A 15585-nucleotide genomic window follows, 5' to 3' on the forward strand; every position below is an offset into this window, starting at 1 on the left:
CCGGCACGTTCGCCCGCCCCGGAGCCCACCAGCCCCTGGAGACACCCCCATGGACCAGAGCCTGACCGCCGCCCTGCTCGACGACCTGTGCGCCCTCATCCGCAAGCCCCTCCCGGAACGCACGGAGATCCGCGTCTGGGGCATGTCCGGCGTCGAGCGGGTCACCTTCCCCGACGGCACCACGGCCGTCTTCAAGTACGCCAAGGAACCCTTCGACCGCGAGGCCCAGGCCCTGCGGATCGCCCACCAGCGCGGGCTGCCGGTTCCCGAGCTTCACGCCACCGCCATGCGGGACCAGTGGCTCGGGATGCTCATGGACGACCTCGGCACCCCGGTACGGGAGGCCGACGACCTCGACGGCGTCGGCGCCGCCGTGATGCTCCACGCCGCCCGACCGGCCAGCGGCCTGCCCTTCCTGGACGGCGCAGGCCTCGTGGCCCTGCCCGGCCTGGCCCTGGATCACCTCCAGCGGCTGCGGAAGGCCGAGCGGTGGACGGACTGCGACGACATCGAGACCGCGCTGGGGAAGATCTCCGCAGCGGCCGAGGCCCGTGCTCAGGGGGCGACGCTCGACCCGTTCGGCTGGGTGCACTCCGAGTTCCACCCCACGAGCGTCCACATCGGGAAGGAGGGCTGGCGCCTCCTCGACTTCGCCCGCGCCTTCACCGGACCCGGCCTTATCGACCTCGCCTCGTACCACGGCACCACCGAGACGCCCAGCCCCGTACGCCTGCGGGTGTTCCTGGAGCAGTACGTCGCCGCCGGAGGGCACGAGGACGCCCTCGCCGCCCGGGGCGGCCTGACCGCCGAGGCCTGGGCCCTGGGATGGCACCGCATGTGGGCCGTCGCGTGGTTCATGGAGCAGGCGATCCGCTGGATCAACGACCCGACCAGGGACTTGGCGTACATCCCCGTCGTCCGCCGCCACCTGAACGACGTGGTCCAACTCCTGGAGGTCTAGGTGCTCGCCCAGGTCTCCCCCTGGTACGCCCACGCCGCCCAGCGTCTCGCCACCGCACCAGCCCACGCGCTCGTTCCTCCGGCACGGATGGAGTGGAGTACCCACCCCGGTCTGGGCCCCGGCGCGGAGATCCTCGGCCGGGACCTGCGCGGCAAGCGCCTCCTAGAGCTCGGGTGCGGTCCCGGCCACAACGTGGCTCACCTTGCCCGACACCACCAGGCCCGCGTCACCGGAGTCGACCTGGTGGGCCTCCAGGTGCGGCGAGCACGCTCGCACCACGGCCACATCGAGGGCGCCACCTTTACCGCCGGCCATGCACTGCACTACCTCCAGGCCACCGGCCAGACCTTCGACGCGGTCTACTCGGTATTCGGCGCCGTCGGCCTGGTCGCTCCGGAGCTTCTGCTCGCCGCAATCTCCCGCCATCTCGTGCCCGGCGGCGTACTGGCCTTCTCCGTACCCCACCCGGCACGGGCCGGAAGACATCCTTCGACGGACGACCGTCCCCGCGAGGACTACGTCACCATGCCCGACCGCACCCGGCTGCCCATCGCACGCTGGGAGTACGACGCCCACCGCTGGGCCGCCCATCTCTCCCGGACCGGCCTACAGATCACCTCGGCCATCGAGCTGCGGCACCCGCGTCTGGACCCGTGGCCCAACACTCTCCTGATCACCGCCCGGAAACGCTGACCGCGGAGGCAACGATGCCCTTGCCCTACCTCCTGCTCGACATCGACGGCGTCCTCATACCGTTCCCGGCGTCCGACGGCAGCACCCCACCCACCCACGTCCGCCACACCGTCCTGCCCGCGGGCCGCGACCCCGACAACCCGGTACCGATCTGGCTCAACCCCGCCCACGGCCCGTTGCTCGCCGGCTTCCTGACCAGCGGCCTCGTCGCCCCCGTGTGGTGCACGAGCTGGCGCAAGGACGCCACCACCATCGTCGGGCCGCTCCTCAGGCTGCCGGAGTTCCCATACCTCGATCTCCCCCGCCCCGAGATCACCACCAGCCACCCCAACGGCTACCTCTGGAAGCGCGACCACGTCGAGCCGTGGCTCGGCGGGTCGGCGGTCGCCTGGGTCGACGACGACTTCACCGACCTCGACCACGCCTGGGCCGCGGAGCGGACCGCCAAGGGCACGCCGACTCTCCTCGTTCAGCCCGACTCATACCGCGGGCTGCAACCCGGGCATCTGGCCGAGCTCACGACGTGGGTCTCGCAGTTACCAGCAGCCCGGGCCGCCTAACGACTGATGTCCTCGCTGCCACGAGCAGCGAGGACATCAGAGTGCTGCTCGAGCGTGAGCTGACTGCGGCCTATGGCAGGCATCGGCGCCCCTGATGTCGGAGTCGGCTGGAACACTGCGGTCGTGATCAACAAGATGGCCCCAGACCTTCCTGATGCTCCCGGCGGCTGCCTGCCACCCAGAGCACAGGCGGAGCTCACCGGTACCGCATGGGAGGAGCTGCCGCACGTCTGTACGGGCCGACACGGTGTGCCCGACACACCGGACGTCCTCCGCGCGGTGCTCGCCGCCGACCCGGCCCGCCGGGTACGGGCGGTGGGCAATCTGTACAGGCTGCTCCTGCATCAGGAGCAGGTGTTTCCGGCGACCGCCCCGGCGGCCTTGGTCCTCGCCTGTCTCCTCGACGATCCGCGTACCCTCGCCGAAGACCGGTGGGAGTGCAGGGCAGGCCGGCGGTCGCTTCGCGCCGAACTCCTGAACTGGCTGGCTTCGTTCGCCGACATCGCCCGCCTGGACGTCGAGGACGGCGTCGGCACGGCACGGGATCTGGCCGCCGCCCGTGCGGCGCGGCCGATGCTCCACGACCGCATCGCGCATTTCTGCGACGACGACGATCCACCGGTCAGGGAGGCCGCGCTCGCGGCCACCGCCCTGCTCCTGGCCGACCCCGGCCTCGCCCCGTCCGTACCCCGGTACGCGCCCGCCGTTCGCGAGGTCCTGGCCGTGAGCGCGGACTCGTACTACCGGTGGGTCGCCCGGGAACGGCTGGCTGCCTGGGGTGAGGACGTCACCGGTCTCGTCACTGCGGAGGTGGAGCGCCGCGCGGCCCTGGAGCGGGCGGGCGCGTTGGCGGAGGACCCGTTCGGCCAGGACCAGGAGCAGGCGATCCACTGGCTGGAAGAGCAGCCCGAGGACACCGCGGCTCCGGAACGACTCGGCCGTCGGCGTGAGGACCGGACCGCGCCCGTACCGGCTGCCCCGCACGAGCCGGCACCCGAGCCGCCCGTGGCCGCCCTGGGGAGCGAGGCCGGATACCGCGGCCCGTGGCGGATCGCCCGGGAGGAGGAGCGCGCCGAATGGACGTTCACGCCGTACGTGGGAGTCGGCCCCTTGCACTTCGGGATGACCTTGGAGGAGATCAGCCACGTCCTCGGCGAAGGACCGGCCCTCTCGTCCTACTCCCGGCACGGCGAAGAGCCGCAGCTCGACTACGCCGACTTCACTGGACGCGGGATCAGGGCCCTCTTCCGTGACGGCCGCCTGGGGTGCGTCGCCGCGAACGCCCTCACCGGCCCCCAAGTGAGACTGGACGCAGCCCCGCTGACCGGCTGCGCGCCGTCCCGTGTCGAGGACTGGCTTGTCCACCGCACGACACGGCCCGGCGGCCTGGCGTACAGCGTCGCCGGCGATCCGGTCTTCGCCGACCTCGGCCTGGCGATCCGCTCCCAGCGGGCCGGCGACGTCGTCCTGACCCGCCCCCTCTTCCTCCTCCACGACTGGCTCGACCTATGGCACTCGCTGCCCAGCGAGGAGTGGAACTGCTCCTGAAGCACCCGGGTACCAGGCCCGTGCGGACAGCAAAGGCCGCCCGACCCGCTCCGTCGCAGGTCAGACGGCCTTTCGCCGGACGTGTCAGACGTTGAAGCGGAATCTCTGGCGCAGAGCTGCGACCTGCGGAAACGTTCCTTCTGGGGATCGCATCCAGCACAGATCCAGCACGGGAGAATCCTATCCAGCACATCCAGCACATCCAGCACGTCAGGCGACCGGGCTGTACTCGGAGCGCTCCTCCGCGGCCTCGCTGGGGACCTCCACGGTAACCGGACCCATGGCCTTCTGCATGATGGCTCGGCAGCGGTCCCACGCCTCGGGGACGAGGTGTCCGTAGATGTCGACCGTGGTCTTGATCGACTTGTGGCCGAGCCAGCGGGAGACCTCGTGGATCGGGATGCCGGCCGCCAGGGCGGTCGAGGCGAAGAAGTGGCGAAGCGAGTGCGGGTGGTACTTCGGCTTGCCGTCGGCGTCCACCAGCCCGGCCAGCCTGCACGCCTTCCTGAAGTGGTAGCTGTAGGTGTTCGCGGTCGGCATGATGCCCTTGCCGCGCTCGCGCGGCGCGAAGAACACCTCAACCTGCCGGGCCTTGCCTGCCGCGTTCTGGAAGGTGAGGGGGATCGGGTCCCACTCCTCCACGTGGGCGTCGATCTCGTCGCAGACGAACGGCGCGGCCGGCACGTCGCGGTACTCGCCCTCATCGCGGTGCTTGAGGGGTACGAGGCGGGTCTTGCAGTCCTCGCGGTGCGCCTTCGAGCTGATCTGCCAGCGCACGCGGATCACGTCGTTGCGGAGGCACCCTGTGTGGAAGGCGAGGGCTTCGCTGACTCGCAGCCCGGCTCCTGCCTGAAGCCAGACGGTGAGCTTGTACTGCGGCGACATGTGCTTGTGCAGGAGACGGACCTCGTCGAGGGTGGGGATCTCGTCCTCGTCCACCGCGCGGCTTCCGGGGGCGTTCTTCACCTCCTTGGAGGGGTCCTCCTGGATGATCTTCTCTTCCTTGGCGGACCAGAAGATGTGCTTGACCATCTTCATACGGTCGTACACCGTGCTGGCGGCGAGTTCCTTGCTGATGGCCGCCTTGAAGTGCTCGATGTCCCGCTTGGCGACTCCGGCCATCGTCTTGCGGCCGAGTCGGGGTATCAGGTGGTTGTCGATGAAGGCGCGGTAATTCGAGAACGTCGAGTCACCGATCACGCGGCGGCTGAGCCAGTCCTCCGCGTACGCCCGGACGGTGATCTTCCCGGCGTTGGGGTCGATGTACGTCCCTACGCTCTTGTCGTTCTCCATCTTGTTGGCGAAGTTGTCCGCAGCCGTCTTCTTGGTGAAGGACTCTTCGCGCTGCCGGGCCGTGCGCCCGCCCGGCTCCCTGTACCTGACTGTCCAGTCGTGGCCGCAGCGCACCTTCTCGCAGGGGTAGAGCGGGCTGCGCTTGTCGGTCTTGCACCTCTGAAAAACGGTAGCCATAGGCCCCTCTCTCTTGCTGGGGCAGGGCTGTCCCGTTACCCGTAGTTGTCGTCGAGGTAGGCGACGATGTCGCGCTCGCGGAATCGCAGGAGGCGGCCCACCTTCTGGGCCTTCAACCCCCACGTCCGGTACTTGTTCTTGACGGTGGTCTCGCTGACCTTCAGCCACGAGGCCACCTCTTCCGGCGTCAGGAGCCGGTTACTGCCGCCCTGGCTCAACCCCGGTGCTCCGGGGTGGCGCCGTCGAGGCGGACGAGGTTGTGCACCGCAGACCAGGCGGTTGCCGCCGAGGCGAGTGCCTGCCGGTGCTCCGTCCGGAGTTGCCGCACGGTGGCCGGCACACTCGCCGGATCGGTTACTCCGAGGAGATCGGCGACCTCCGCGAGGATCTCGGCGTGGTCGACCTTCGGGCACGAGTAGACGCGACACTCCTCGCCACTGACGCCGAGCACCCACCCCCACCCGTTGTCGAGGGCTTTCTGGCTGGGCTTCATGCGGCGGCTCCGTGGTAGTCGCGTCGGCTCTGCTTGGTCAGGTGGTATCGGTCGTGATCGCACCGGTAGATCCGGTGTTCGCGGGCGATTCCGCGGCGGGCTCCGTGACGCTCCGCGTGACGGTCTCGCTTGGCCTGTGCCCTGCCGAGGGCCTTCTCGGCGGCGCGGCGGTCGGCGAAGCCGCGCTTGGAGCTGCACTCGCAGGTCTGCCACTCGACGGGCTTCATGCTGGTCTGTCTCTCTGTTCTACGTGGGCCGGAATTTCGTGCAGGGGCACGTGGGGATCTGGCAGGCACCTCGTGCCGAGCTGGCGGCGGAGTGGGTGAAGGGGGCGTGGGTGCACTGCTCGTCTTGGCAGTAGCCCTTCCACTTCTTGCCGTCGTGGTTGGCGAGCATCACGCCGGGCGAGTTGAGCTTGACCATGCGGCCGGTGCCGCCGAAGGCCATCTTCGAGGCGAAGGATTTCGCCTCGGCCTCGGATGCGAAGGGTGCGAAGTTCAGCCCTCGGTGGCCATCGCTCCAGGTGTGGACCAGGGCGACCCAGTCCCGCATCTGGAGGATCTCGCCCACTTCCTTGATCACGGCCTTGGCGAGGTGGTTGGCGCTCTCGAAGGACGGGTCCTCCAAGAGCGCCACGATCGCGGCCACCTCTTCCTTGCGGGGGGTGATCCTCACGCAGCCGCCACGGGGGCGACGAGCCCCGAAAGACGGCGGTAGACCTCGCCCAGCTTGTCGCTGTCCTGCTCGCCATGGATGTCGTACCGCAGCCGGTCCCAGTCGCACAGGTTCTCGGCCGGCACGTCACCGTCCTCGTCCCGCAGCTCGTCGAGTTCGGCTTCCTGGCCGGAGTACATGGCGGCGATGTCCTCAACGATCTGGCGCAGTTCATCCATGAGGTTCGAGGGGTTCGTCATTCCTCTTCCTTCCGTTCTTGCTACACGTTAACACATCGGTCACAGGTTCACACCTGCGTTGTGGGTCACACGGGCAGGAGGAGACGCTCCGCAGACTTGCGCAGGTCCTCCACCGTGCCCGTGTTCAGGACAATCACGTCGAAGTCCCAGTCCTTCAGGGCGTTCTCGCTGATGTGGGCCGCGCCGTCGATGAGCATCTGCTTCGGCCGGCACACCTGCACGACCAGGCCCCCACGCTCCTTGATGGCCCTCGCCTCGTTGGGGAACCGCACGTCCGTGATGACTGTCGGCACCTCGGGTCGGACGTCCCTGAACAGGGCGTCGACCCAGACATCCGGGCCCAGCACGGCCCGCCCTGCTTCGGTGCCGCACCGCTGGAGGAGCCCGCGGACTTCGAAGTGCTCCACCTTGGCCGCCTCCCAGCCGCGCGCGTCCACGGCGGCGTTGAGCGGCAGAGATCCGCCCTCGTCGTCGGGGAGCCAGAGGTCCAAGCGGTACAGGAACTCCCTGATGGGGTCGGCGAACGCCTTGCGCTGCCAGCCCATGTCCACGAGGAACGAGGCGGTGGTGTCCTTGCCGGATCTCGCGGCGCCCGCGAGTCCGATCAGCGTGGGTTTCATGGGGCGTTCTCCTTCATTCATGCCTCGCGGCTGTCCACGAGGCGGTAGAGGCCGGGTGCGTGGACGCGGCCTTCGCATACGTCGCAGTCGCAGTCGTGCAGACAGATCGAGCAGGTCGTCTCGTCGCAGAAGGGGTCTGGGCCGTGCCACGCGTGACTGGGGTCCGGATCAGGGCAGCCCCAGGCGGAGCAACTCCGGTCCTTGCTCCACGTCGGGTAGAGGACGTGTTCTCGGCGGCCGATCAGACCGTGGGCCAAGGGCTCGCCGGGGCAGGCGAAGCGACTGCGGTTGGCGTTGTTGCGGTCGAGGAAGGCGGCTCGGCATGAGGTGCACTGGAGCCGCCCCTCGGGTCGCATCCGCAGAGCATGAGCTGTCACAGGTTAACCATCTAGGTGTAGCAGGTCTCGATGGGGATGCCTTCGGCCTTGGCGTGCTGGATGCAGGTCTCGGCGCACTCCGAGAAGAAGGCGAGGGCCTTCTCCGCGGCTTCGGACGGGGTCTCGGCGAATTCGTACCGGGCGTTCTGCATCCGCAGCAGCTCGTCGCCGAACATCAGGAAAAGCGCCTGGCCCAGCCAGTAGATCCGACCGCCGCCGAAGGGGTTGAGGTCGTTCTGTTCGTGCAGCACCACGCCGTTCGTCAGGCCCCGCTCGATGCGGACCCGGAGCTTGGCGCCGTTGGACAGCGTGATGGTCTCGGTGTGGGTGATCATGTCGTCCTCACGATCGGTGCTGGAGTTCGGGCCGCCCGTACAGTCGGCCGTCCGAGTCGACGGCCCAGGTCTGCCCTGGGTCGAGCCACACGTCGCGATCAGGGTCGATGAATGCGCCGCAGGTGGAGCACGTGAACTCCCCACTGGGGCTTGCGTGGAGATGACCTCCACCGCACGGCCCGCAGACCACGTACTGCTCCCAAGTGATCCCGGTCACGCAGTCACCAGCTCTCGGCCGGCATGGAGGGCGAGGGCCTGCTTGGCCGCGGCGACCGCCCAGTCGAATCCGTAGTGGCCCCAGCAGGCATCTACCTCTTCCCAGGTGGTCATGGCGGCGCCCTGGTCGTCGGTGCGGACCCAGTCGACGGCCTCTTCGACGATGTACCCGTAGACATCACCCTCGGCCCACGCTTCGTACTCGGCGCGCTCGGCGTCAAGGTACGCCTCGGGCAGCATGCCGAGGTCTTCGGCATCGTCGCGCATGAGGTACCAGAGGGACACGGGGCCGCGTGCCGGCCGGGACTCGATGACGATCGCGCCGTGGTAGATCCGGGCCCAGCGGGTGAAGATGCCGATGCCCTGCCAGCGGTTCCAGCTCACGCGCTCCCAGGCTTCGGCCAGGGGGCCGCCGTCCTGGTCGACGGGGGCATAGTGGCCAACGTGGGTGTCGATGGTGATCACGTGCGCCAGGTGGTCGTAGTCCTCGCGGGGGCTCCGGGCGAACTCGTCGGGGACGAGGCGGACGCGAAACCGTCCGTCGGTGCTGGTGGCGATGGTCTCGGTCATGGTCTCCCTCGTCTTCACAGGGTGGGGGCGGGGTAGTGGATATCGCAGGACGTCCGGCGGCAGGGTCGGCCGAGGGAGTCGATGAACTCGCGGTGCGCCTCGAACGCTTCGGCCAGCCAGTCGTCGCCCTCGACGAAGTCGGGCCGCTTCTCGGCCCAGGACGAGCGGACCTCTTCGATGTCGGGAATCTCGTGGAACTCCGAGGCTCCGTGCTGGCGGATCAGGTCGATCCAGGAGGCCCGTACGCGGTCGTAGCTTCGGCGGGAGTAGTCGTATCCGGAGGCCGGGTCGATGTCGTCCATGGAGACGCCGGTCGCCAGGCAGATGGCTATCCGGGCGTCGGCCATGGATGTGAGTCGGTCAGCCTCGCAGGCGGCGCAGTCCAGCGGGCTGCGGGCGTAGTGCATGAGCAGGAGGTTTGCGCGCATGGTCTCTCGTTCGGTCAGGCGGCGAGCACGTGCTCGGGCTGAGGGGTGGCGTGGTTGTAGATCTCGGCGAGGTAGCGCCGGAGGGGTTTCTCCCAGGGGTGGGACAGGAGGCTGCCGATGACGACCGCGCTCATCGGTGGGGCGACGACGTCGCCGATCTGCTGGGTGCAGCTCGACCGGGCGCCGGTCCACGGGTAGCCGTTGCGGAAGCCGACCAGGAGCGCGGCCTCGTCGAGGCTGAACTTGCGGTCCTTGTCGTGCTCCCAGTACCAGCCGCGGATTTTGCTGGTGATGCCCGTCGCGGGCCGGTCCGCTGACCAGCAGTTCCCACCCGCCGTCTTCCTGACCCCTCTGGTGTTGACGCTGATGCCCTCCGGCCAGCCGAGGGCCTTGGCGGCCGTGGTGGTCGGCAGCGGCTCGGCGGGAGTGAGCGCGTCCATGTCGACGTAGGAGTGGCGGGCCGCCATGAGGAAGACGCGCTTGCGGCGGGAGGCGAGGCCGTAGTCGACGGCGTCCAGGACGCGGAACTCGGCGCTACACCAGTCCGCCGACCACAGCTCCTCGCGTATCCCGTCGAGGATCGTTTCGGGCAGGGCGGCACTCTGCTCCATGGCCAGCCAGCGCAGGTTGTCCCACTGCGCGGTGAGGGTGAGGGCCCAGATCAGCACTTCGGCGACGAGGCCGATCCGCTCGTCCGTCATCTGCGCGATCGGGGCCCTGACCTCGTCCAGGGTGAGCAGAGGGCCGGTGAACCCCGCGTAACCGTCCCAGTCGGGGTCGCTACAGATCAGGCAGATGTCGGCGAACTCGCAGGCGCCGCATTCTCCACTGTCGTGCCAGTGTCCGAAGGTGGCCTCGAAGGCCATCGTGAACACGTCCAGGAGGAGTTCCTGATTGCGCGGGTCCTGCCCGGCCCTTTTGCCGGCCGGGGACCAGCACTGGCACGGTGCCGAGACCACCAGGCCGACGACCCAGCGCAGGGCGGGGTGCTTGGGGTCGAGGGAGCGGACGTCCGCGGTGATCCGCTGGAAGCCCGCCGCCCTGGCGGTCGCGGAGGCATCCTTGTGCATCTCGACGCCGACGGTGTCGAGATCGTGCTCCAGCACGTCGCGCACGCCGACGTCCCAGCCGCCGGGTCCGGCGAACAGGTTGATGACGCGATCGGGGGCCCAGGGGCTCGGAGGGAAGAGCCAGTCGACCGGCCAGGGGGCGGCAATCTCGGCCAGCTCTTCGGGGGTCTTGCCGGTCAGGTCCAGCTCTTCGGGGGTGCCGAGGGCACCAGCGGTGTCAAGGCGTATCAGGGACATCAGTCCACGTCCACGGTCTCGACGCTGGTCAGCCAGCCGCTGACGATCTCCCAGTGGTAGCCGGGGCGAATCAGGCCGTCGCTCATGTAGATGTGCCGGCCGCAGTCGGCGCACTCGTACGGCTGGTAGTCGCCGGGGTAGCGGATGGGCCCGGTGCACTGTACGCAGCGCACGACGCTGGAGGGCGCGGTCAGAGTGATCACAGCGGCGGCCCTAGGCGGTGAGGGCCGCGAGGCGGGCAACCAGGTGGGCGACGTGGGCCTCGGCCTTCACGAGATCCTCCCGGGCGGTGGCTACGCCGACCTCGGCGTTGCCGAGAAGGCCCTCCAGCTCCAGGCGCTCGCTGATGAGCTGCCATCCCGGGTGCTCGGCCTCGAAGCGGTCGGCGGCCTCCCTGACCATGCGGTTGAGGCGCTCCCTGGCGGCGGTGCCGTGGGAGAGTTCCTGGTCACGGTCGTTGGTGAACTCCCAGCGACGCAGGGGACTTTGGTAGATCCACAGCGATGCGTCCGAGTCGTTGCGGCGCAGCAGACCCTCTCGGCGGACGTGGGCCCGTTCGCGGCGGGAGGCGATGCGGTACCTTCGGCCGCGGATCTTCACGAATCCCGGCTCGTCGTTCTCGTCGCGCGAGGAGCTGATCCCAAGGCGGCCCTCGGGGAGCGCCAGGTCCTGGTCGCCCCATCGCTCGTGCTTGGTGACGGCCGGGAGGATGGTGACGTACAGCTCGCCCTCGGGGAACTCGTACGTGGCGTCGTGGGTCATGATCGTTCCTTGGGGTGATTCAGGCGGGGAGGGGCAGGCCGGCACGGAGGGACTCGACGAGCGCGGCGGTGGCGCGGCGGTACTGCCAGAGGGCCTGATGCGCCGCCGCCCAGTCACCGGTGTGCAGGGCGGCGATGTCGTCGAGCCACTTCAGGCAGGCGGTCGGGGCGAGGAAGACGTGCACGGTCCCGGTCTCGTCCACGGTCCAGACCTCGTCCGGGTCGAGGTAGAAGTCGTGGATGTCGAGGCGGTGACCGCACTCGGTGCATTCGAGGTGGGCGTCGGGGTGGACGGCGTACGGGGCGAGGTCGCACTCGCGGCACTGCATGGCGCTCATGGGCATCCTTCGGACGGCGCCCGCACGGAGGCGGGCGCCGTCAACGTGGTGGGGTGATCAGGAACCGAGCTGTTCGAGCAGCTCGTCGACGAGGCGGTTGTCCTCGGGGGTGAGCGCGTGGACCTGCTGGGGCTCGTCCTTGAACCAGGACGGCGGCCAGAGATCGGCGGGGAGCGCGAGGATCAGGGCCTCGGCGGCGTCGGCGAGGTTCAGCCCTGCCGCGTGTTCGTCGTCCCAGGACCAGGGGCTGTCGCCCTCGTCGGGCTCTTGACGCATGGTGGCGACGGCCTCGTCCAGCTCGGTAACGAGGTGCTTGATCCGGTCGTTCAGCGGGATGTTCGTCGTCATCAGTACGCGTTGGCGATCTCGATGACTTCCTTCGACTGGATCTCCTCGAAGGGAGGGACCAGCTCGTACCACTCGTTCTCGTTGTCGTTGAGCCAGTCACGGAGGCCGTCCTCGTCGAAGAGTTCGCCGTCCTCGTCGAGGAACTCCTCCGGTACGTCGAGGTCGATCTCGATCTCCCCGTGGGTGATGGTCTCGACGGGGAACTTCACGGTCATCTTCATCAGGGCGTCCTTCAGGTACAGGCCGATACGGCAGAAAGCGCAGGTCAGGTCTTCGTCGAGGAGTTCGGGCACGAGGCCGCACTCGACGCAGGGTTCGGCATTCATCGGGGGCAGAAGACGTGGACGCCGCCGAAGACTTCCTCGGAGTGAAAGCCGCCGCTGAACAGCTCGGCTGCGGCGTGGTCCCAGTCGATGGCGTTGAACGGCCAGGCGGTCATTCGGGCCTGGTCCTCGGGCTGGCAGGTGTCCTCAGCCCAGTCCTGGGCGAAGTGGCCTTCGCTCTGGTGGAATCCGCGGTACTCGCTGCGGAAGCGGTCCACCCAGTCCGCGCGATCGTCGGGCTCGCCCCACTCGCGCACCCAAACGGAGAACGCGGCGGCCTCATCGAAGGTCAGCTCGCTTAGCGCCTCGGCGATCTCGGCGGCCTCGGAGGGTGAGCACTCCCCCTCAAGGGCGCCGCAGAAGTCGTCGTGGTCCATGACCCAGAGTTCCTCGTGGAGGGTCGGCCGGCCGTGCAGGTCTTCCGGGGTGACGAGGTCTGCGGTGTCGGCGTCGTACCACTCACCGACGAGGCGGCCCGCGTTGTAGCAGGCCAGACAGCCGATCCAGACGGTCGGCCGAACGGTGTTGGACAGGGTGGGCATGTTGCTCCTCACGGGGCCGCCGGGCCGGTCGCCCAGCCCGGCGGCGTGCGGTCAGTTCTGGGCGGCCTGGCGCTGGAGCACCCGACGGTTCTGAAGCTCGCCGAGCGCCTCCAGGGCGACGAGGGCGGCGATGGCCGACCCGGCGAACTCCCACGTGTTCGGGTCGGTCTCGGCCAGGACCCACCCGGCGTTGGCGACAGAGATTGCGGCGACGCCCCTGATGAGGGCGGCGAAAGAGTTGTTCATAGACACTCCTGGGTGCGCGATGCGGGCTGGCATCGTCAGGGGGGGAGGGACCACCTCCCGCCGACCTCCCTTCGGAGGTTTCGCCTTTGCGTCGTCAGGAAGTGGCGGCGAGGTGGCGCGCGAGGTCGCGCTGCACGCCCTCCCACGCGGCGATGGCGAACTGGGCCGTGGTCAGGCTCAGGAGCGCGGCGCGGCGGGCCGTGGTGGTTCGAGCGGAGGCGTGACGCTCCTCGGCCTTGGCGCGCTCTTCCTCCAGGTCCGCGGTGATGTCGTCCTCGGGCTTGCCCCTGAGCCGAGCGACGGCGAAGCCCTGGAGGATGATCGGCAGACCGTCGCGCAGGAGCCTGGTCCCTTCCGAGCGGCGCATCTGCCCCTCGCGGACGAGGCGGTCGACGACTTCGCGGGCAGCCTTCTCGGCTTCGGTGGTGCTGGGCGTGGTCATGGTGTCTCCGGGTTCCGGTTGCCCCCCGCTTCGGACAGGGGGCAACCTTGTTACAGGTTCACTGAAAGGTCACAGGGGTTGCTTGGTGGGCTCACCGGCCAGCACGGTGGCGAAGTTGGTCATAACGACCATGGCCATGAACTCAAGGTCGGGGCCGTCGTCCGGCAGGTCCACGCCGAGGATGCGCATGGTGGTGAGGGCGCGGGTCAGCAGGCGCTCCATGTCGTTGGTGTCGACGAGGTCGGAGCGCAGGTCGCAGGCTCGCCAGCGGCCGTCGTTGGGGAGCGGGACCACCACGCCGTCATCGGTCATCAGCGCTGCGAGCGCACGGGCTTGGGGGATGTAGAGCCAGCGGGCAGTAGGCATGGTGCAGAAGTCGCAGGTCTTCACGGGGTCGACTCCGTCTCGTCTAGGCCGCGAGGGTCAGCTCGCCGGAGTGCTCGGGGGCCTTGTAGTGGAGGTCGTCCTCATCGTCATCGCCTTCGGCGTGGCACTCCAGCCAGAGGTCAGCGATAGTCGGGTAGTCGACGGCCCGGAAGAACGCGGCGATCCCTTCGATCTCGTCACAGGTGAACCGCTCGGCGACATGGGAGGCCAGCATCCCGTCGTCGAAGAGGTTGGCGAGGTCACCGGCGGCCAGGCGGTAGTCGTTCAGCGTCGCCTCGGAGAGCGTGACGATCTCCGCGGCCAAGGTCATGCACTCGACTGCTGCCCACCGCTCGGCACGCAGGACTGCCCACGGGTTGACGACGGGGCGCAGTCGTCCCCAGACGGCCGGCATGCGGCTGACCATGGACTTGACGGCCGTGAAGGCAGGGGCGAGGCGCTTGAAGGCGTTCATGGTGTGCTGCTCCTGGTGATGGATGTCTACAGGCAGAGGAGAGGCGGGGTGATCAGCGCGAGGTCTCCTTCGACCTCCTGGACCGAGATCCCGTGGGGCTCCCACACCCCGCACTCGGGGTCGTCTTCGCACGGGCAGTCCCGGCGCGAGGTCTCCACGAGGGCCTCGGCGCCGAAGCGGGCGAAGGACAGCGCGTCCTCCTCGCTGGCGAAGGGGGTCTCCTCACGGTGGTCGTAGGTGACGACGTACCGCCCCCGCTTGATCCGCTCGATCTCCCACAGGCCGAGAAGGTCGGCGGCCTCGTTCCAGACGCGTACTTCGTAGGGGCGGGCGATGGTGCGCATATGTCCTCGTCTTCAGGTAGAAGCCACCCCTCCCCGGGAGGGGAGGCACAGGGAGGGGCGGCGGCTCAGGGGGGTCAGGCCGCGGTGATGGCGAGCTGACCGGGGATCTCGTTGCGCATGACCTCGCGCCCGAGTTCAAGGAAGTGCTTGGTGCGGCCATGGACGTACGCTTCACCCGCGCCGTTCCAGTCCACGAGGCCGTCGGGGTCCCAGTGCGACAGCTCCCACAGGGCGTCGGAGGCGTGTTCGACGATGCCCTTGTGATCGGCGTCGGTGTCGTACGGGTAGCTCAGCCTGATGTCGTCGAGCGCTTCGGCGAGGTTCTTCTCGAACTGCTCGGTCCGCTGCTCGTAGTAGTCGTCCTCGTTGAGGAACGGGTGGTCGTGCTTGACGTACTCGGCCAGCGCGACGGCCTCGCGGAAGGCCGGGGTGTACGCACGGGTGCCGTGGCAGTCCCCCTCGCACTCCTGGCCGTGGCAGAGGTCGGCGTACGGGTCACACCCTGGCCGGCATTCCGGCGTGTGCGTGCCGAGGCAGTCTTCGGGGCAGCCGCCTTCGTAGACCTGGATGAAGAGCTGGGCGACGTCCCAGGCTGAGGAGCCTCCCCCGCATTCGTAGACCTGCTCGTCGGACACCTCGGTGTCCTCCCGCCCGGCATCGGCCGCCGAGCGGATCAGGTCGCGGGCGACCTCGAAGTTCGACTTGTCTCCGACCCAGCCTCCACGGTCGTCGTGCCAGACGAACATCTCCACGTGTGTGGGGACGTCATCGTGGGCGTAGGTGCCGGTGCGCCAGGTGGGCCAGGCCGCGTGGTCGTCTTCGAGTTTCGCGGCGTACCGCGCCAGCGCCTCGTCCGACGCCGGGTCGAGCCTGTAGGGCGACATGCGTCCTCGTTCTCGGTATGGACG

Annotated in this window: 28 protein-coding genes and 1 other RNA gene; 4 read left to right on the plus strand and 25 right to left on the minus strand. The window is 68.8% G+C overall.

The annotated features are described in order from the left end of the window. Positions 1–49: 49 nt before the first annotated feature. From AC07A6_RS20290 to AC07A6_RS20305, 4 genes are all read left to right on the plus strand, one after another. Positions 50–961, plus strand: a complete 912-nt coding sequence (locus AC07A6_RS20290) for a phosphotransferase family protein (RefSeq protein ID WP_478777953.1) — start codon at positions 50–52, stop codon at positions 959–961. After that, entirely contained in the window at positions 962–1654 is a 693-nt protein-coding gene (locus AC07A6_RS20295; RefSeq protein ID WP_478777954.1) for a class I SAM-dependent methyltransferase, read from the plus strand. A 14-nt stretch (positions 1655–1668) separates the two neighbouring features. Then, positions 1669–2214 (plus strand): hypothetical protein, encoded by a 546-nt coding sequence (locus tag AC07A6_RS20300; protein WP_478777955.1) that lies wholly within the window; start codon positions 1669–1671, stop codon positions 2212–2214. A 123-nt stretch (positions 2215–2337) separates the two neighbouring features. Beyond that, positions 2338–3762 carry a hypothetical protein gene (locus AC07A6_RS20305; RefSeq protein WP_478777956.1) on the plus strand — a complete coding sequence of 475 codons (1425 nt, stop codon included), beginning with the start codon at positions 2338–2340 and terminating at the stop codon, positions 3760–3762. A 210-nt stretch (positions 3763–3972) separates the two neighbouring features. On the opposite strand, the gene AC07A6_RS20310 is transcribed toward AC07A6_RS20305, so the two are convergent. The 25 genes from AC07A6_RS20310 to AC07A6_RS20430 all read right to left on the minus strand — a co-directional run bounded on the left by AC07A6_RS20310 (position 3973) and on the right by AC07A6_RS20430 (position 15561). Next, complete coding sequence (locus tag AC07A6_RS20310; RefSeq protein ID WP_478777957.1) at positions 3973–5232, minus strand: tyrosine-type recombinase/integrase; 1260 nt, start codon at positions 5230–5232, stop codon at positions 3973–3975. A gap of 35 nt (positions 5233–5267) precedes the next feature. After that, entirely contained in the window at positions 5268–5450 is a 183-nt protein-coding gene (locus AC07A6_RS20315; RefSeq protein WP_478777958.1) for a helix-turn-helix domain-containing protein, read from the minus strand. Further along, on the minus strand, positions 5447–5725 hold the full coding sequence (locus AC07A6_RS20320) for a hypothetical protein (RefSeq protein ID WP_478777959.1): 279 nt from the start codon (positions 5723–5725) through the stop codon (positions 5447–5449). The genes AC07A6_RS20315 and AC07A6_RS20320 overlap by 4 nt, the downstream gene beginning before the upstream one ends. Further along, a complete protein-coding gene (locus AC07A6_RS20325) occupies positions 5722–5952 on the minus strand; it encodes a hypothetical protein (protein WP_478777960.1) in 231 nt (76 codons plus the stop codon). The genes AC07A6_RS20320 and AC07A6_RS20325 overlap by 4 nt, the downstream gene beginning before the upstream one ends. Positions 5953–5971: 19 nt before the next feature. Continuing rightward, positions 5972–6400, minus strand: a complete 429-nt coding sequence (locus AC07A6_RS20330; RefSeq protein WP_478777961.1) for a hypothetical protein — start codon at positions 6398–6400, stop codon at positions 5972–5974. Further along, positions 6397–6639: a hypothetical protein gene (locus AC07A6_RS20335; RefSeq protein ID WP_478777962.1), complete on the minus strand. Its 243-nt coding sequence runs from the start codon at positions 6637–6639 to the stop codon at positions 6397–6399. The genes AC07A6_RS20330 and AC07A6_RS20335 overlap by 4 nt, the downstream gene beginning before the upstream one ends. Before the next feature lie 65 nt (positions 6640–6704). Beyond that, entirely contained in the window at positions 6705–7259 is a 555-nt protein-coding gene (locus AC07A6_RS20340) for a deoxynucleotide monophosphate kinase family protein (protein WP_478777963.1), read from the minus strand. A gap of 17 nt (positions 7260–7276) precedes the next feature. Further along, the gene (locus AC07A6_RS20345; protein WP_478777964.1) at positions 7277–7615 is read right to left on the minus strand and encodes a hypothetical protein; all 339 of its coding nucleotides are present in this window, start codon (positions 7613–7615) and stop codon (positions 7277–7279) included. A gap of 32 nt (positions 7616–7647) precedes the next feature. After that, positions 7648–7971 (minus strand): hypothetical protein, encoded by a 324-nt coding sequence (locus AC07A6_RS20350; RefSeq protein WP_478777965.1) that lies wholly within the window; start codon positions 7969–7971, stop codon positions 7648–7650. A gap of 213 nt (positions 7972–8184) precedes the next feature. Continuing rightward, the gene (locus tag AC07A6_RS20355) at positions 8185–8757 is read right to left on the minus strand and encodes a hypothetical protein (protein ID WP_478777966.1); all 573 of its coding nucleotides are present in this window, start codon (positions 8755–8757) and stop codon (positions 8185–8187) included. A gap of 14 nt (positions 8758–8771) precedes the next feature. Then, positions 8772–9185: a hypothetical protein gene (locus AC07A6_RS20360; RefSeq protein ID WP_478777967.1), complete on the minus strand. Its 414-nt coding sequence runs from the start codon at positions 9183–9185 to the stop codon at positions 8772–8774. A 14-nt stretch (positions 9186–9199) separates the two neighbouring features. Next, complete coding sequence (locus AC07A6_RS20365) at positions 9200–10492, minus strand: DNA cytosine methyltransferase (protein WP_478777968.1); 1293 nt, start codon at positions 10490–10492, stop codon at positions 9200–9202. Then, entirely contained in the window at positions 10492–10695 is a 204-nt protein-coding gene (locus AC07A6_RS20370; RefSeq protein WP_478777969.1) for a hypothetical protein, read from the minus strand. Before AC07A6_RS20370 ends, AC07A6_RS20365 begins: the two co-directional genes overlap by 1 nt. Positions 10696–10705: 10 nt before the next feature. After that, on the minus strand, positions 10706–11254 hold the full coding sequence (locus AC07A6_RS20375; RefSeq protein ID WP_478777970.1) for a hypothetical protein: 549 nt from the start codon (positions 11252–11254) through the stop codon (positions 10706–10708). Positions 11255–11273: 19 nt separating this feature from the next. Beyond that, a complete protein-coding gene (locus tag AC07A6_RS20380) occupies positions 11274–11591 on the minus strand; it encodes a hypothetical protein (RefSeq protein WP_478777971.1) in 318 nt (105 codons plus the stop codon). Positions 11592–11648: 57 nt separating this feature from the next. Then, positions 11649–11939, minus strand: a complete 291-nt coding sequence (locus tag AC07A6_RS20385; RefSeq protein WP_478777972.1) for a hypothetical protein — start codon at positions 11937–11939, stop codon at positions 11649–11651. After that, positions 11939–12265, minus strand: a complete 327-nt coding sequence (locus tag AC07A6_RS20390) for a hypothetical protein (RefSeq protein WP_470037963.1) — start codon at positions 12263–12265, stop codon at positions 11939–11941. The genes AC07A6_RS20385 and AC07A6_RS20390 overlap by 1 nt, the downstream gene beginning before the upstream one ends. Then, positions 12262–12804 carry an antirestriction protein ArdA gene (locus tag AC07A6_RS20395; RefSeq protein WP_478777973.1) on the minus strand — a complete coding sequence of 181 codons (543 nt, stop codon included), beginning with the start codon at positions 12802–12804 and terminating at the stop codon, positions 12262–12264. The genes AC07A6_RS20390 and AC07A6_RS20395 overlap by 4 nt, the downstream gene beginning before the upstream one ends. Positions 12805–12855: 51 nt before the next feature. Next, on the minus strand, positions 12856–13050 hold the full coding sequence (locus AC07A6_RS20400) for a hypothetical protein (protein ID WP_478777974.1): 195 nt from the start codon (positions 13048–13050) through the stop codon (positions 12856–12858). Between the two features lie 20 nt (positions 13051–13070). Next, positions 13071–13136, minus strand: an RNA gene (locus AC07A6_RS20405) — hammerhead ribozyme type II. 8 nt (positions 13137–13144) lie between these two features. Next, positions 13145–13492: a hypothetical protein gene (locus tag AC07A6_RS20410; RefSeq protein ID WP_478777975.1), complete on the minus strand. Its 348-nt coding sequence runs from the start codon at positions 13490–13492 to the stop codon at positions 13145–13147. Positions 13493–13561: 69 nt separating this feature from the next. Further along, positions 13562–13882 (minus strand): hypothetical protein, encoded by a 321-nt coding sequence (locus AC07A6_RS20415; RefSeq protein ID WP_478777976.1) that lies wholly within the window; start codon positions 13880–13882, stop codon positions 13562–13564. 19 nt (positions 13883–13901) lie between these two features. Then, complete coding sequence (locus AC07A6_RS20420; RefSeq protein ID WP_478777977.1) at positions 13902–14333, minus strand: hypothetical protein; 432 nt, start codon at positions 14331–14333, stop codon at positions 13902–13904. 26 nt (positions 14334–14359) lie between these two features. Further along, positions 14360–14677, minus strand: a complete 318-nt coding sequence (locus tag AC07A6_RS20425; protein WP_478777978.1) for a hypothetical protein — start codon at positions 14675–14677, stop codon at positions 14360–14362. Positions 14678–14751: 74 nt separating this feature from the next. Next, positions 14752–15561 carry a hypothetical protein gene (locus AC07A6_RS20430; protein WP_478777979.1) on the minus strand — a complete coding sequence of 270 codons (810 nt, stop codon included), beginning with the start codon at positions 15559–15561 and terminating at the stop codon, positions 14752–14754. Positions 15562–15585: the final 24 nt, after the last annotated feature.

Source organism: Streptomyces sp. NPDC044002 (assembly GCF_056434525.1).

What these genes read in the sequence shown, in the direction of transcription:
- AC07A6_RS20430 (WP_478777979.1), bottom strand. Translation starts at nt 15,561, where the DNA reads ATGTCGCCCTACAGGCTCGACCCGGCGTCGGACGAGGCGCTGGCGCGG.
- AC07A6_RS20375 (WP_478777970.1), bottom strand. Translation starts at nt 11,254, where the DNA reads ATGACCCACGACGCCACGTACGAGTTCCCCGAGGGCGAGCTGTACGTC.
- AC07A6_RS20360 (WP_478777967.1), bottom strand. Translation starts at nt 9,185, where the DNA reads ATGCGCGCAAACCTCCTGCTCATGCACTACGCCCGCAGCCCGCTGGAC.
- AC07A6_RS20395 (WP_478777973.1), bottom strand. Translation starts at nt 12,804, where the DNA reads ATGCCCACCCTGTCCAACACCGTTCGGCCGACCGTCTGGATCGGCTGT.
- AC07A6_RS20420 (WP_478777977.1), bottom strand. Translation starts at nt 14,333, where the DNA reads ATGAACGCCTTCAAGCGCCTCGCCCCTGCCTTCACGGCCGTCAAGTCC.
- AC07A6_RS20340 (WP_478777963.1), bottom strand. Translation starts at nt 7,259, where the DNA reads ATGAAACCCACGCTGATCGGACTCGCGGGCGCCGCGAGATCCGGCAAG.
- AC07A6_RS20410 (WP_478777975.1), bottom strand. Translation starts at nt 13,492, where the DNA reads ATGACCACGCCCAGCACCACCGAAGCCGAGAAGGCTGCCCGCGAAGTC.
- AC07A6_RS20290 (WP_478777953.1), top strand. Translation starts at nt 50, where the DNA reads ATGGACCAGAGCCTGACCGCCGCCCTGCTCGACGACCTGTGCGCCCTC.
- AC07A6_RS20400 (WP_478777974.1), bottom strand. Translation starts at nt 13,050, where the DNA reads ATGAACAACTCTTTCGCCGCCCTCATCAGGGGCGTCGCCGCAATCTCT.
- AC07A6_RS20380 (WP_478777971.1), bottom strand. Translation starts at nt 11,591, where the DNA reads ATGAGCGCCATGCAGTGCCGCGAGTGCGACCTCGCCCCGTACGCCGTC.
- AC07A6_RS20335 (WP_478777962.1), bottom strand. Translation starts at nt 6,639, where the DNA reads ATGACGAACCCCTCGAACCTCATGGATGAACTGCGCCAGATCGTTGAG.
- AC07A6_RS20320 (WP_478777959.1), bottom strand. Translation starts at nt 5,725, where the DNA reads ATGAAGCCCAGCCAGAAAGCCCTCGACAACGGGTGGGGGTGGGTGCTC.
- AC07A6_RS20365 (WP_478777968.1), bottom strand. Translation starts at nt 10,492, where the DNA reads ATGTCCCTGATACGCCTTGACACCGCTGGTGCCCTCGGCACCCCCGAA.
- AC07A6_RS20310 (WP_478777957.1), bottom strand. Translation starts at nt 5,232, where the DNA reads ATGGCTACCGTTTTTCAGAGGTGCAAGACCGACAAGCGCAGCCCGCTC.
- AC07A6_RS20355 (WP_478777966.1), bottom strand. Translation starts at nt 8,757, where the DNA reads ATGACCGAGACCATCGCCACCAGCACCGACGGACGGTTTCGCGTCCGC.
- AC07A6_RS20385 (WP_478777972.1), bottom strand. Translation starts at nt 11,939, where the DNA reads ATGACGACGAACATCCCGCTGAACGACCGGATCAAGCACCTCGTTACC.
- AC07A6_RS20425 (WP_478777978.1), bottom strand. Translation starts at nt 14,677, where the DNA reads ATGCGCACCATCGCCCGCCCCTACGAAGTACGCGTCTGGAACGAGGCC.
- AC07A6_RS20345 (WP_478777964.1), bottom strand. Translation starts at nt 7,615, where the DNA reads ATGCGACCCGAGGGGCGGCTCCAGTGCACCTCATGCCGAGCCGCCTTC.
- AC07A6_RS20325 (WP_478777960.1), bottom strand. Translation starts at nt 5,952, where the DNA reads ATGAAGCCCGTCGAGTGGCAGACCTGCGAGTGCAGCTCCAAGCGCGGC.
- AC07A6_RS20350 (WP_478777965.1), bottom strand. Translation starts at nt 7,971, where the DNA reads ATGATCACCCACACCGAGACCATCACGCTGTCCAACGGCGCCAAGCTC.
- AC07A6_RS20390 (WP_470037963.1), bottom strand. Translation starts at nt 12,265, where the DNA reads ATGAATGCCGAACCCTGCGTCGAGTGCGGCCTCGTGCCCGAACTCCTC.
- AC07A6_RS20300 (WP_478777955.1), top strand. Translation starts at nt 1,669, where the DNA reads ATGCCCTTGCCCTACCTCCTGCTCGACATCGACGGCGTCCTCATACCG.